We start from the raw sequence: 14,587 nt of genomic DNA, 5'->3' as shown, positions 1-14,587 counted from the left end.
ATCGAGTTTTCGACCCCCCTTGCATCGGAGAGGAGCGGCGATGCGTGACGTCGCCTACGGGCTGGCACGGGCCGGCCTCGTGTTCCACGGGATCGAGCCGAGCACCTCGTGCCCGCCGGACGCGGCATCGACCGCCACCGCCTGCGGGCCGGAGCACGGCCGCGTGGACATCGGGATCCGGCGCGACGACCCCGACTTCACCAGGAAGGTCGACGAGGCGTGGCTGCGCCAGGCCACCGACTTCCAGCTCCTCACGGACGACGGGCAGTTCCTCCTGCTGGCCAACCTGGAGCCGGACAAGTGGGAGGACTCCGACCTGCGATGGCTGCGGGTCTCCCTCGGCGACAGCTGGAGCCTCGCGGGGCCGGTCCAGGGCGGAATCGTGGGCGCGCTGGGCGACGGGCTGATCACCATGTCCCTGGACGGCGAGGTGATCATCGAGGGCAGCACCTACGCGACGGAGAGCAGCGTTCTGGCTGTCCCCCGGCCCTACCTGGCAGAGCCGTTCCAAACCTGGACCCGTCACCTGATCGACGAGTGGCAGCAGAACGGCGAGGACACGGAGCGGGCCGAGGCCTGGCTTTCCCGCGCCGAGAATCCGCTGCCGAAGCTCTGACACCCCGACAATCACCGCACCGTTGTCGCCCCGGTGTCCCGAAGTGACCTCTTCACCACATCCGGTCGTCGTGTTAGCGTCCGTCAGATGTCGAGGATTCTGGTCACGGATCTGGACGGCACCCTGCTCGGCGGCGACGCCGACGACCGGCTCCGGCTGCGCGAGGCACTCGCCCGCCACCCCGAAGTGACGGTGGTCTTCGCCACCGGCCGCGGGCCGGAATCGGTCCGGGACGTCCTGCACGACCCGCTCGTTCCCCGCCCGCGGTGGATCGTCGCCGACGTCGGCGCCACCGTCCTCGACGGCACCGACTTCTCCCCCGTCGAACCCTTGCAGGAGCAACTGCGCACCGGCTGGCCGGGATCGCACCGGGTACGCGCCGCGCTGAGTGCCTTCCCCGCACTCCATTACCAGAGCGAGGTACCGCAGGACGGCCGCTGCTCGTACTACCTGACGCCGGACGGGCTCACCGGCGAACTCCTGTCAGCTGTCGAGGAGTTGGGACTGGCCTGGGTCTACTCCGGGGACCGCTACTTCGACGTCCTGCCACCGGAGGCGTCCAAGGGCGGCGCGGTCCGGGCCCTGGCCGAGAAGCTGAACTGGCCCGCCGAGTCGATCCTGGTGGCCGGGGACTCGCTCAACGACCTGTCGCTGTTCCGGCTCGGCACCCACGGGGTGATCGTGGGCGGCGCCGAAGCCGCGCTCGACGCGGCAGTCGGAGACGATCCGCTGGTGCACCGGCCCGACCGGCCGGGCGCGGCGGGCATTCTGGCGGCCCTCCGGACCCTCGGCTGGGTGACTCCCTCCTCGCCGCCGCGCCGCCAAGCGCTCGTCGTCGGCTACCACCGTCCGCCCCCGCAGGACCGGCCGCCGGCCAGCCCCAACGGCATCCTGCCCACCCTGAGCAGCGCCTTCGCCGACGGCTTACCGGGCATCTGGGTTGCTGCCGCGTCGGCTCCGTCACCACCCCCCGATCAGCCTTTCCTGGTCTCGCTGAGCCCCGAACAGTGGAGCGGCTTCGTCCACCGGGCGTGCAAGGAGATCCTCTGGCCGGTCCTGATGTCCGAACCGGAACGCTCCGTCTTCGACCCTCACGCCTGGGCCGTCTACCGCGCCGTCAACGCCCGCTTCGCCGAGCACATCACTGCTCTGGCCGCACCCGGTGCGACGGTCTGGCTGCACGACTACAACCTCTGGCTGGTCCCCGGACTCCTCCGCGCCGCCCGCCCCGACCTGCGCATCGGACTGTTCCACCACACGCCGTTCCCGCCGCCCGAGGTCTTCGCCACCCTCCCCGTCGCCGCCGAACTGCGCGCCTCACTCACCCACCTCGACTGGGCCGGCTTCCACACCGCCACCTTCGCGTCCCGCTTCCGCCGCACCCTTCCTTCCCCACCGCGCACCGGCGTCCACCCCCTCGGCGTCGACCGCCCCGCCATCGAGGCACTCGCCCGCACCCGCACCCCCGCACCCCGCCCACCGACCGGCCAACTGGTCCTCTCCGTCGAACGACTCGACTACGCCAAGGCCCCCGTCCAGAAGGTCGACGCCCTCGACCGCCTGCTCACCGCCCACCCCCAGCTCCGCGGCCAACTGACCTTCCGCCTGATCTGCCCACCGCCCGAACCGGGCATCACCGCCCACGACACCACCCGCACCCAGCTCGAACACCGCATCGCCGAGGTGAACGCCCGCTGGCAGCACGGTAGTTGGCAGCCCATCGACTACCACCCGCACAGCCTCCCGTTCGCCGAGGTGGTCGACGAATACCTGGCGGCGGACGTCTTCTGGGTGACGTCGCTCCAGGACGGAATGAACCTGACGGCCAAGGAGTTCATCGCCGCCCAGGCCGCCCTCCCCCGCCCGGGCGTCCTGGTCCTCTCCCACCACGCGGGCGCCGCCGAGGAGTTCGCCCCCGCCGCCCTCCTCACCGACCCGCACTCCCCCGAGGACCTGGTCACCCAACTGGCCCACGCCCTCACCACCACCCCCACCGACCGCCGCACCCGCATGACGGCCCTCTCCGGCCTCCTCGGCCACGACCGCCCGGTGGACTGGGCCCACCGCGTCATCGACGCCATCCGGCAGGCCCCGCACCGCACTTGAGCCCCTCGGCACTGTCAGGCGGTGGTGAGGACCATCCGGAAGCGGGCGCGGCCGTCGAGCATCTTCTGGTAGGCCTGTTCGGCCTGGTCGAGGGGGACGGTCTCGGTCATGGGGCGGATGTTGTGCAGGAGGCTGAACTCCATGGTGTCCTGCACGTCCTGGGCGGTGCCGGAGGGGTGGCCGCGGATGACGCGGCCGGCCATCAGGAGTTGGGCGGGGGTGATGCCGAGGGGGGCGGTGTCGCCGCCGATGACGACGAGTTCGCCGCGGGGGGCGAGGCCGTCGGCGGTGGCGGTCATGGCTTCGGCGTTGGCGGCGGTGGCGAGGACGACTCTGGCGCCGCCGAGGGCTTGGAGGGCGGTGGCGACGGGGGTGTCGGAGGTGCTGTCGAGGTAGTGGTGGGCGCCGAGCTGTTCGGCGAAGGCGGCTTTCTCGTGGCCGCGGGCGATCGCCACGGTCTCGAAGCCCATCGCGGCGGCGTACTGCACGCCGAGGTGTCCGAGGCCGCCGAGGCCGAGTACGGCGACCAGGTCGCCGGCCCGGGCGGAGCTGCGTCGCATGCCGTTGAAGACCGTCACGCCCGCGCAGGACATGGGCGCCGCGTCGGCCGCGTCCAGCTTCGAGGGGATCCGGGCCAGGGCGTCGACGGGGGCGATCACCTTCTCGGCGAACCCGCCGTCGTACGCCCAGCCGGGGACCTTGAGGTTGGGGCAGACGATGAAGTCGCCCTGGCGGCACTGCCGGCAGTGCCCGCAGCTGCCGCCGAACCAGCCGACCGCCACTCGCTCGCCGACCTGCCAGCCGGCGATGTCGGCACCCGCTCCCAACTCCTCGATCCGGCCCGCGATTTCGTGGCCGGGGACTTCGGGGAAGGACACGCCCGGCAGCACCCCGCTCAGGAAGAGCGCGTCGCTGTGGCAGACCCCGCACGCTTCGACGGCGATGCGAACGTGGCCCGGGCCCGGCGGTGGCACCGCGCGTTCGGCCGGCTCCAGCGGGCCGTTGGGGGCGGTGGCCTGCATGACGCGGTAGGTGCCCATGTCAGCACTCCTGAAAGAGGTACGAGCGGTCAGCCGAGCGCGCGGTCCAGGTTGAAGGCGGCGCTGATCAGCGAGAGGTGGGTGAACGCCTGTGGGAAGTTGCCGAGTTGCTCGCCGGTGCGGCCGATCTCCTCGGCGAACAGGCCGACGTGGTTGGCGTAGGTGAGCATCTTCTCGAACGCCAGCCGGGCCTCTTCCAGCCGGCCGGCCCGGGCCAGTGCCTCGACGTACCAGAACGAGCAGATCGAGAAGGTGCCTTCGGCGCCGCGCAGGCCGTCGGGGCTGGACTCCGGGTCGTAGCGGTACACCAGGGAGTCGGAGACCAGGTCGGCGGTGAGCGCGTCCAGGGTGGACAGCCACTTGGGGTCGGTGGGTGAGATGAACTTGGCCATCGGCATCATCAGCAGCGACGCGTCGAGGACCTTGTCGTCCAGGCCCTGGACGAACGCGCCGCGCTCGGCGGACCAGCCGCGGGTCATGATCTGCCGGTAGATCGCGTCGCGGGACCGTTGCCAGCGCGCCAGGTCGGCGGGCAGGCCGCGCCGGTTGGCCATCCGGATCGCCCGTTCGAGGGCGACCCAGCACATCAGCCGCGAGTACACGAATTCACGCCGGCCGCCCCGGGTCTCCCAGACGCCCTCGTCGGGCTGGTCCCAGTGGTCGCAGAGCCAGTCCACCACGGCGCCGACTTCGTCCCAGTGCGCGCTGCTGATCGGCTGACCCCACTTGTCGTACAGGTAGACGGAGTCGATCAGCGCGCCGTAGATGTCCAGCTGGAGCTGCCCGGTGGCCGCGTTCCCGACCCGGACCGGCGCGGAGCCCAAGTAGCCTTCCAGGTGCGACAGTTCCTGCTCGGGCAGGTCGCTGCGGCCGTCGATGCCGTACATGATCTGGAGCGGGCCGCTCTCCCGGGTGCCGCGCATGATGCCGTACTCGGAGATGAAGCCCATGAACGCCTCGGCCTCCGAGCTGAAGCCCAGCCGGAGCATGGCGTAGATGCAGAACGCGGCGTCGCGGACCCAGACGTAGCGGTAGTCCCAGTTGCGTTCGCCGCCGATCTGCTCGGGCAGGCTGGTGGTCGGGGCGGCGATGATCGCGCCGGTGGGCGCGTAGGTGAGCAGTTTCAGCAGCAGCGCCGAGCGGTGCACCATCTCCCGCCACCGGCCGTGGTAGCGCGAGCGGGACAGCCAGTTGCGCCAGAACCGGACGGTGGCCTCGAACTGCTGCTCGGCCTCCCGGTTGGGGCAGGCGCGCGGGCCGATCTCCTCGCTGACCCGGTCGAGGGCGAACACCGCGGACTCGCCCTCCAGCAGCTTGAAGTGCGCCCACACGTCCCGCCCGTCGGTCTCGACCGGCACGGTGGCGGTCAGCGCGATGTCCAGATCGGGCGAGCGGAACACCGCGTGGCCGGCCTCGAGCTCGACGGTGTGCTCCTGCGTCCCGTAGCCGAACCGCGGCGCGACCTTCGCCCGGAACGGCAGCGTGCCGCGGACGGAGATCACCCGCCGGATCAGCCGGTGCCGGTCCGCCTCGCGGGACTCGTCCACCACGGGCATGAAGTCCTGGATCTCCGCCACCCCGTCGGCCGCGAAGAACCGCGTGATCAGGACGTTGGTGTCGGGGAAGTAGAACTGCCGGGTGCGGGCCGGCGTGTCCGCGGCCAGTTCGAAGCGGCCGCCGCGGTCCGCGTCCAGCACGGACGCGAACATGCTCGGGGCGTCGAAGCGCGGACAGCAGTACCAGTCGATGGTGCCGTCCGTCGCCACCAGCGCGGCGGTGCGCAGGTCGCCGATCAGTCCGTGTTCGGAGATCGGCAGGTACCGGTAACCGCCGAGGTCTCCGAATCCGCCAGTACTGCCTGGCCGTCCCATGCGGCCTCCTCACCTGAAATGGTGCGGGGCATCGAGCCGAACCTTCCAGTTCATGCTAGATCGCATGCCGCCGGAGCGCCGAAGCGGACCGGGGACCGCAAGACGCCGGTGCCCGGCGTCCGCCCGGGTGAGCGGGGCCGGGCACCGGCGTGCCGAGGTCACTGCCGGTCGTCGTCCTCGCGGTGGACGCGGCCGAAGCGGTCGGGGTCGATGGACCAGATGCCGCGGCCGTGGGTGGCGGCGTAGAGCCGGCCGTCGGGGCCGGTCTTGAGCTGCATCACCGTGGTGGTGGGCAGGCCGTCGCCGATCACCTTCCAGTTCTTCTCGCCGGGCGCGCGGTAGAACGCGGCCAGGTCGGTGCCGAGCGCGAGGCCGCCGTTCGGCAGCAGGCGCAGCGAGTTGGTCGGGACGTCGGGCAGGTTCGCCGAGACGTCCGTCCAGGTGGCGCCGCCGTCACGGCTGTCGAAGACGTGGCCGTAGCCCGCGCCGGGGCCCTCGCTCCACGCCCGGGAGAAGCCGCTGAACGCGACCAGCACGTGCTTCGCGTTCGCCGGGTCGACGGCGAACGAGGAGACGTACCGGTTGGGCAGGGTGCCGTCCACGGGCAGGTTCAGCTGGTGCCAGCCGGTGCCGTCGATGTTGCCGACCGCGATGCCGCGGGTGAAGCCCTGGTTGTTGCAGGGGCCGCACCAGCCGGCGTACACGGTGCCGCCGGAGGCGGCGACGGCGGTGGCGTAGTGCCCGGCGCCGAGGTCGTAGGCGTTGTTCCACTCCTCGCCGCCGCGGATCGCGAAGCCCTTGTTCTGCACCCAGACGTGCCGACCGCCGGTCACCCAGGTGTCGGGGTTCTTCGCGTCGGTGGTCATCGGCGCGATGAACCGGGCGGCGTGGGTGTCGTGGTCCGGCGGGGCGATCTCGTAGGTGGTGGCCTTGGACGGGTCGTCCTGCCAGGAGCCGTCGTTGACGGCGCAGTTCTGGGTGGACCGCAGCTCGGCGTACGCGTACTCCGCGACGATGTTGCAGCCGTTGTTCGGGTCGACGATGGTGTCGCCGCCGTCGCCGCCGAAGTTCGAGCCCATCGCCTTGTCGCGGGCCCGCAGGATCGACTGGCCGTTGTCCTGGAGGCCGCCGGAGACGACGACGCCCTTGCCGGAGCGGTCCGCCGGGTCCTTGCCGATGCCCACCGAGTAGTACTGGAGGGTGTCCATGGAGCCGTCGTTGAGGGACGTCCAGTCGGTGGCGTGGCCGAGCGAATCCGCCTTGCCGTTCAGCGGGCGGCCGTAGATGCCGCCGTCGTTGCCGACATACACGGTGGTCCTGCCCCGGTAGCTGCCGAGGGCGATGGCGTGCTGGTCGGAGTGCGGGGTCGTCGAGCAGGTCCGCTTGGCCGGGTCCATGTTCCAGCACGGGAAGTAGAAGTTCCAGTACGGGCCGGGGGTTGTCCAGTCGGTGCCGCCGTTGCGGCTCTCGTAGACCTCTTCGAGGCCCAGGTAGACGTGGTCGGCGTCGTTCGGGTCGACCTGGAGGAACTGGTTGTACCAGGACTGGATGCCCGGGTGGTAGTTGTCGTCCTGCTGCGCGGAGCCTGAGCCCTTGAGCTTGTCCGAGTCCGCGACGAGGGTCCACGGGCCCAGCGGCGAACCGGACTTGGAGACGTACACGCCCTGCAGGTTGGTGTCCGGGTCGCCGGCCAGCTTGGTCGGCGACTCGTCGATCGCGTAGTAGCGCGAGCCGTCCTCGGACCGTTCGAAGGTGACGTTGCCGACGTCCGCGGCATCGGTCGGCAGATCGCCGAGCGAGCTCAGCCGCTGCCAACTGCCGTCCGCGGCCTTGCCGTAGAAGCCGTTGTAGGCGTCACCGCTGCGCCAGCCGAACGCCAGCACCACCTTCGACGGGTCCTTCGGGTCGAAGGCGATGTCGTTGGCGATGTTCTTGTACGGGGCGTTGGGCACCTTGGAGTCGGCGCCGCCCGGCAGGAACGTCGGGTTGGGCGCGAACTCCAGCTTCCACGGGCCGGACAGGTCGGTGGTGGAGTGCGTCCACACGCCCCGGCTGGTGGCCGCCCACACCTTGTCGCCGTTGAAGCGCAGGGCGTGGATGACGGTCGACTCCAGCTCGGTGCCGCCGATGCGGCCCCGGGGCTGGAACTCGCCGCGCTTCGGGTCCGCGAGGACGTACACGCCGGTGCCCACGTACGCGGTGCCACCGGTGTTCGCCTCACCGGTGGCGTACCAGAGCCGGCCGGAACCGTCGAGGCTCAGCGCGCCGGTGGACAGCGACGGCAGCTTGTCCGAGATCGCCTGCCAGTGGCCGCCACCCGTCCGGGAACGGTACACGCCGCCGTTGGCGCCGCCCGCGTACACGTAGCCGTCGTCGTCGGCGGCGATGCCGGTGACCCGGCCGGTGACAAAACCGGACCCGGCACCGGAGTTGGAGTCGATGTCGCGGTAGCGCGGGTCGTCGGAGTTGTACGGCTTGTCGGTGACGTGGCCCCAGGACCCGCCGGTGTGCGGCAGCGACTGGAGCTGCGCCCAGGCCGCGCTGTACGCGCCCGGCGCGACCAGGCCGGGCGCGGTGCGGGCCTCGGTGAACTGCTCGGTGGCCTCGGCGGAGTTCTCCGCCTCGTCGCCCGGGTCCTCGCCGCCCGCGAGGGCGGCGGACGTCCGGGCCTTGACCTGCTGCGCGTGCTGCTGGCCGAGTTCGGCCATCTGGCGGACCGGCCAGGGCTGCGGCTTGGGCCCCGCGGGCGCTGCGATCGCCTGCGAGGTGGTCAGTCCGAGCGCCGTGATGGTGACGGCGCACATCAGCAGCCGTCGTCTCTTCCCGTTCGGCACGATGCGGTGTCCTCCCCAGAAGTGGTCCGGGCCGCGCGATCGCGCCACCCGGCGGAACCAGTCGCAGCTTTCCGGCTCACACCGTCCGGGTAAAGAGCATGCGCCTAAGTGACGCTTAAAAACCGGTACAGGGCATGGGAATTGACGAGCCATCAGGACATGGGAGTGCCCGCCGCGCGGGGGCACGGCGGGCGGGGGGTGCCGGTTCGGGGAAGCGGGAACCGGCTGGGGGAGGGCTGGGTCAGTCCTGCGACTGCACCGGGGTGAGCGCCGGCGGCCAGTCCGGGAGGACCTCGTCGGTCACGGGGGCGTACAGGCGCAGGGTGACGGAGAAGTTGCCGGCGGTCGGGATGGGCAGCCAGTTGGCCGTCGCCATCTCGGGGTCGGCGGGCTCTTCGGCCTGCACGTAGAGGGTGGTCGAGCCGTCGGCGTTGGCCAGCGGGGGCGCGAAGTGGCCGATCGCGTAGATGTTTTCGTTGTTGTCGACCAGGAAGCTCGACGCGTCGTAGGCGGTCAGCGACCAGAAGGCGTCCACCGGCGGCAGCTGGCCCTCGGGGAAGGTGAGGGTGTAGGCGATCGGCGCGCCGTCGGCATCGGTGGAGGTGTTGAAGGTGCTGGGGTAGAGGGCGTCCTGCGGCAGGTTGGCGCCGAGGCCGAACATGGCGATGTTGGCGCGCTGCAGGTAGTCGGTGCCGTAGGTGCCGATGTTGGTCTTGGCGAACTTCCACCCGTTGATGAACGGGGCCCCCTGGTGGTTGGTGATGGCCGGCAGCGCCGCGTCCTTGGCGGCGTCGAGGGTGGCGGCGTCGGGCAGCCGGCTCTCGTCGCGCGGGTGGACGCCGAGGTCGGCGAGCAGCGCGGAGGTCTTGTCGTCCGGCGGGTCCAGGGGGGTGTGCTCGAGCAGGGCGGACAGCTCGGCGAAGAACTCGGTGCCGCTGAACTGGGTGATCAGCTCGGACGGCGGGGTGGTGGGCACGTTCGGGTCGTAGTGGCCGTCCGGGGCCACCCAGGTGCCGTCGTCGGTCCAGGCGCTCAGCGGCATCAGTCGCATCTGGTTCTGGTAGCCGACGACGGTCTGCACCTCGTCCGGGCTGAGGTTGTTCAGCTCGATGCGGCCGATCAGCCAGAGGGTGTCGGTCGGGAACGTCACCTGCTTGATGCCGGCGGGGATCTCGCCCTCCCAGCCGGGGCCGGTCAGCGCGTAGGCGTAGACCGGGATGTCCTGCGCGGGGTCGGTGCTGGTGCCGATGAGCGGCGTGATGCTGCTGGGCGAGTCCTCGCTGGTGTTGGACCAGGCGTCCATCAGCTGCATCAGCCAGTAGCGGTCGTCCATCTGCGGCACCGTCAGCACCATCGGCCCGTCCGCCAGGTCGATCCACGCCTGGGTGTAGAGGGTGTCGACGTTGGGCCGGACCACGTCCTTCATCTCCGGGGTGGGCGGCGAGGTGTACTGGCAGAACTGGTTGACCGGCGCCTGGGTCGCGTTCACCTGCTCGGTGTTGGTCTGGAGCCGGCGGGTCAGCTCCATCATGATCAGCGCGTAGCCGAAGACGTAGAGGTCCGTCGCCCCGGCCAGCGGGTCCTGCTCGTTGGTGGTCGGTGTCGTCATGCCGTCTGTCCTCTCCCCCGGTGTGTTCGAGCAGCGACGCTAGTGGCCGGTGCCGGACCGCCACAGCGCGAGAACAAGCCGTTGTGAAGATCCCTCACAATCGGACGTTTTGATTCCGATTCACCTCGCAAGTCACACCAGTCCCACCAGTCACAGCCCGCGAGGACCTCGGATCCGCGGCCACCCGGCTCCCGGCGGCGGCAAGCCCCCTGCTCGCAGCGCCGGACCACCCCCGACCCGCCCCTCCCGGCCGCCCGCCGGCGCAGGGGTTCGGGCTCCGTGGCCGAATCCGGCGCCGTCCGGTCGCGGGCCGGGCGGAGTGCGGACCGCCGCGCCCCGAACCGACCGCCGCCCGCTCAACTCCCGGACGCGGTTCGGGTTTTAACCATTCATTGCCTCCAGTCCCTTCCCAGCGACCCGCCGAACCGCGAAGCTTCGCTCTGCGTACACGCACCCCCACCCGTCCGGGAAGGACACCATCGTGCCCATGAGGCAACGCCGACGGCTGCTGCTGCCCGCCGTCGCCCTGACCGCGCTCGGCCTGACCACCTCGCAGGCGCTCGCGGCACCGGCTCCGACCAAGGAGCTCCCGCGTCAGGCGCAGCAACAGGCCAAGGCCGGCAAGCAGCATGCCGCGAAGGTGCAGGGCAAGGTCACCGGCCGGTCCGCGTTCGCGGCGGCCGAGGCCGGTGGGGACGACGGCGCGGACGAGGCGGAGAACTCCGCCGAGGGCGTCGCCCAGTACACCGAGGCCCGCACCGCCCCGGGCGTCATCGCCCCGGGTGCGTACGGCGCGGCCTGGGCGCAGCTCCAGTCGCTGCCGCACACCGGCGGTTCCTGGAACCACGTCACCAACAAGCCGTACAACTCGGACGACCCGCGCTACCGCGACATCAACTCCAACTCCAGTGGCGGTTCTGGGTACGTGACGGGCCGGATCACCGGCATCGCCGCCGACAGCGACGGCTACGTGTACGCGGGCGGCGCCAACGGCGGCGTGTTCCGCTCCCGCACGGGCGGCGGCAACTGGGAGCCGATCGCCGACAAGCTGCCCACGCTGTCGACCGGCACGCTGGACCTCGACGAGCGCGGGCGGCTCTGGTACGCCACCGGCGAGTCCAACACCGGCGCCACCTCGTACGTCGGCACCGGCGTGTACCTGCTCGCCGACCCGCAGCACGGCCGGTTCGAGCCCGGCAACCGGGTCGGTGGCTCCGAGCTGGAGTCGACCGTCATCCACGCGCTGCGCTTCGGCGGCGGCAAGGTGTGGGCGGCCACCAGCCGCGGTGTGTGGAGCCACTCCAGCACCGACCTGTCCGGCCCGTGGACTCTGGAGTTCGCGCCCAACCCGGACTACCTGCCGGGCGGTTCGAAGGCCAAGGACCCGGCCGCGCCGTACAAGAACATCGCCAACGACATCGCGATCGACCCCAAGGACCCGTCCAAGGTCGTCCTGGCGATCGGCTGGCGCGGCGGCGACACCTACAACGGCTTCTACGGCAAGGCCGCGGACGGCAGTTGGCAGCGCGTCGGTTCGCTCGGCGAGCTGCCGACGGACGCGGCGAACGTCGGCAACGTGACCTTCGCGCGTTCGGCGGACGGCTCGCGCTACTACGCGATCGACCAGTCGCCGCTGCTCACCAGCACCGACCCGGACTCCGGCCTCAAGGGCATCTACGTCTCCAAGTCCGGTTCCCCGTACGGCCCGTGGACGCAGATCGCGGACAAGGACAAGCTCAAGGACTCCGGTTCGGCGCTGCAGGACGAGGGCTACCAGCCGGGCATCCAGTCCTGGTACAACCAGTTCCTCCAGGTCGACCCGGTCGACCCCGACCACGTGTACGCGGGTCTGGAGGAGGTGCTGGAGACCAAGAACGGCGGCGCCAGCTGGACCGTCCCCGGCCCGTACTGGAACTTCCCGTTCTCCTGCTGGAGCATCGACCCGAGCAAGCAGACCGGTGACTGCTCGCCGACCACCCACTCCGACCAGCACGCCGTCGCCATCGGCTCGTACCACGGCAAGCCCAGCGTGTACGTCGGCAACGACGGCGGCATCTACAGCCGCCCGGTCGCCGGCGCGGCCGACGCCTCCGGGCACGCCACGGACTGGAAGTCGCTGGCGGACGGCACCATCGACACCCTCCAGTACTACTCGGTCGGCATCGGCAAGGACCCGGCGGACCGCTCCGGCAAGGGCGTCATCGTCTCCGGCGGCCTCCAGGACAACGGCGAGTCCATCCTGCGCGCGGGCGACAAGGTGATGGGCTCCAACTTCGGCGGCGACGGCGCCGACACCCTGGTCGATCCGAACAACGGCTGCAACATCGCCGAGGAGTACGTCTACCTCGACATGTGGGTCACCCAGAACTGCGCCGTCAACAACGGCGCCGCCCTGGACGACCCGAGCAAGGCCACCTCCTACGAGGTCGCCCCGCCCGACAAGAAGCTCGGCGGCGCCGGCGCCCGCTTCATCGCGCCGATCACCAGCGACCCGAAGGACGTCAACACCTGGATCGCCGGCGGCCGGCACGTCTGGGTGCAGAACAAGGGCTACGCGATCCGCAGCGGCAGCGAGTGGAGCAACGCCTACGACCTGGGCGCCGGGCACCTCGCCACCGCCGTGGCCACCGTCGACGGCACCGTGTACGCGGGCTGGTGCGGCCCCTGCAACAACCAGGGCTTCAGCCGCGGCATAGCGGTCGGCAAGACCGACGGCACCGGCTGGCACCAGCTGAACCTGCCGGTCGACGGCACCCTGCCGAACCGTTACATCAGCTCCTTCGGGGTGGACCAGAAGGACGCCCAGCACGTCTTCGTCGCCTTCAACGGCTTCTCCCGGACCTGGACCGAGGGCCCCGGCGCGGGCATCGGCCACCTCTTCGAGACCCGTGACGGCGGCGCCACCTGGACCGACGTCTCGGCCAACCTGCCCGACGTCCCGGCCACCTCGGTGAAGATCCTGCCGGACGGCGCGCTGGTGCTCGGCACCGACCTCGCCGCGTTCTACCACGCGCCCGGCGAGAAGAACTGGAAGGTGCTCGGCAAGGGCCTGCCCACCACCTCGGTCCAGCAGCTCAAGACCGGCCCGGACGGGCGCCTGTACGCCGCCACCTTCGGGCGCGGCATCTGGTCGATCGACCCGCGCTCGCTGAGCGACGACGACAACCAGGGCGACGACGACAACCAGCACTGACCCCCGCACCACCGCTGCCCGGCCCGCTCACCCGAGCGGGCCGGGCAGCCGCGTTCCGTACGACTCCTCAGCCACCCGGCCGAAAAATAGGAGGATTACCGCACTCGTCAGCCAATCCGGTGACGGGACGTCAACTGCGCTGCACAATCTCCGCCTTCCGTTCTACGAACGTTCAGAGGCCGGGCCCTGATCGCGTCGCGTCAAGTGCCTAGGGTCTCCAACGGTTTCGGAGGAAGGCACTCATGGACACACTGCTCGCGGTCCGGGCCCGGGGAATCACCAAACGCTTCGGCGAGGTGATCGCCCTCGACGGCGTCGACCTCGATGTGACGCAGGGGCAGATCCACGGCCTGGTGGGGCCGAACGGCGCCGGGAAGACGACGCTGCTCGGGCTGCTGCTGGGGCTGGCCGTCGCCGACGGGGGCCGGCTGGAGATCCTGCGGACGCCGGTCGGGCGGGCGCTCGCCGCGCCGGACGGGGTGGCCGGGTTCGTGGACGGGCCCGGCCTCTACCCCGCCCTGACCGCCCGGCAGAACCTCACCGCACTGGCCGCACTCCAGGGCCGCGCCGCGAGCGTCGAGGAGGAACTCGACCAGGTCGGCCTCACCGATGTCGCCGACGACCGGGTGAACGGCTTCTCGCTCGGCATGCGCCAGCGCCTCGGCCTCGCCGCCGCCCTGCTCACCCGGCCCCGGCTGCTGGTCCTGGACGAGCCGTCCAACGGTCTCGACCCGGCCGGCAAGCGGCAGGTGCACGGCGTACTGCGGCGGCTCGCGGCGGACGGCTGCGCCGTCGTGCTCTCCAGCCACCGCATGGACGACCTGGAGGCCCTGTGCTCCGAGGTCACCGTCCTCGCCACCGGACGGGTGGTGTTCTCCGGCCCGCTGACCGAACTGGCCGCCCGGAACCGCGAACTCGACCACCGGCTGCTCACCTCCGACCCGACAGCAGCCCGCCGCGTCGCCGCCGAAACGGCGGGCGTCCGCCTCACCGACGACACCACCGACCGCCTCGTGATCCGCGCGGCCGTACCCGCGCTGGACGCCCTGGTGACACGACTCGTCCAGGCCGGCATCGCCGTGCGCGAGCTCGCGCCGGTGGTGTCGCCGCTGGAAGCCGCCTTCCTCGCCCTCACCGACCAGCCGCAGGCGGACGCCCGATGACCACCACCCACCGCTTCGAACTGCTCGCCTGCCGGCCCGCCCCGGCGCTCGAAGCCGCTTTCCTCGCCCTCACCGACCAGCCGCAGGCGGACGCCCGATGACCACCACCCACCGCTTCGAACTGCTCGCCTGCCGGCCCGCCCCGGCGCTCGAAG

8 protein-coding genes are annotated in these 14,587 nt (G+C 71.2%); 4 read left to right on the top strand and 4 right to left on the bottom strand.

What is annotated here, in order from left to right; genetic code table 11:
* The first annotated feature begins 40 nt into the window (after positions 1 to 40).
* Positions 41 to 616, top strand: a complete 576-nt coding sequence (locus ACFYST_RS01260; RefSeq protein WP_387859046.1) for a hypothetical protein — start codon at positions 41 to 43, stop codon at positions 614 to 616.
* Positions 617 to 703: 87 nt separating this feature from the next.
* Positions 704 to 2,722, top strand: coding sequence for an HAD-IIB family hydrolase (locus ACFYST_RS01255; RefSeq protein WP_387859044.1), 2,019 nt, complete (start codon positions 704 to 706; stop codon positions 2,720 to 2,722).
* A gap of 14 nt (positions 2,723 to 2,736) precedes the next feature.
* Here the strand turns inward: ACFYST_RS01255 and ACFYST_RS01250 are convergent, their stop codons facing one another.
* From ACFYST_RS01250 to ACFYST_RS01235, 4 genes are all read right to left on the bottom strand, one after another.
* Positions 2,737 to 3,762: an alcohol dehydrogenase catalytic domain-containing protein gene (locus tag ACFYST_RS01250; RefSeq protein ID WP_387859042.1), complete on the bottom strand. Its 1,026-nt coding sequence runs from the start codon at positions 3,760 to 3,762 to the stop codon at positions 2,737 to 2,739.
* A gap of 29 nt (positions 3,763 to 3,791) precedes the next feature.
* Positions 3,792 to 5,633 (bottom strand): glycoside hydrolase family 15 protein, encoded by a 1,842-nt coding sequence (locus tag ACFYST_RS01245; RefSeq protein ID WP_387859040.1) that lies wholly within the window; start codon positions 5,631 to 5,633, stop codon positions 3,792 to 3,794.
* Between the two features lie 158 nt (positions 5,634 to 5,791).
* Positions 5,792 to 8,437 (bottom strand): glycosyl hydrolase, encoded by a 2,646-nt coding sequence (locus ACFYST_RS01240; RefSeq protein ID WP_387860044.1) that lies wholly within the window; start codon positions 8,435 to 8,437, stop codon positions 5,792 to 5,794.
* Between the two features lie 271 nt (positions 8,438 to 8,708).
* Positions 8,709 to 10,076, bottom strand: a complete 1,368-nt coding sequence (locus tag ACFYST_RS01235) for a DUF1254 domain-containing protein (RefSeq protein WP_387859038.1) — start codon at positions 10,074 to 10,076, stop codon at positions 8,709 to 8,711.
* 487 nt (positions 10,077 to 10,563) lie between these two features.
* Here ACFYST_RS01235 and ACFYST_RS01230 point away from each other — a divergent pair, with 487 nt between their 5' ends.
* Positions 10,564 to 13,269: a glycosyl hydrolase gene (locus ACFYST_RS01230; protein WP_387859037.1), complete on the top strand. Its 2,706-nt coding sequence runs from the start codon at positions 10,564 to 10,566 to the stop codon at positions 13,267 to 13,269.
* Positions 13,270 to 13,511: 242 nt separating this feature from the next.
* Positions 13,512 to 14,432 (top strand): ABC transporter ATP-binding protein, encoded by a 921-nt coding sequence (locus ACFYST_RS01225; protein ID WP_387859035.1) that lies wholly within the window; start codon positions 13,512 to 13,514, stop codon positions 14,430 to 14,432.
* Positions 14,433 to 14,587: the final 155 nt, after the last annotated feature.

The organism is Kitasatospora sp. NPDC004614 (genome assembly GCF_042873675.1).
Classification (GTDB): Bacteria; Actinomycetota; Actinomycetes; order Streptomycetales; family Streptomycetaceae; genus Kitasatospora.
The sequence above is the reverse complement of the archived record's forward strand: the minus strand, read 5'-3'. Positions and strand labels throughout refer to the sequence as shown.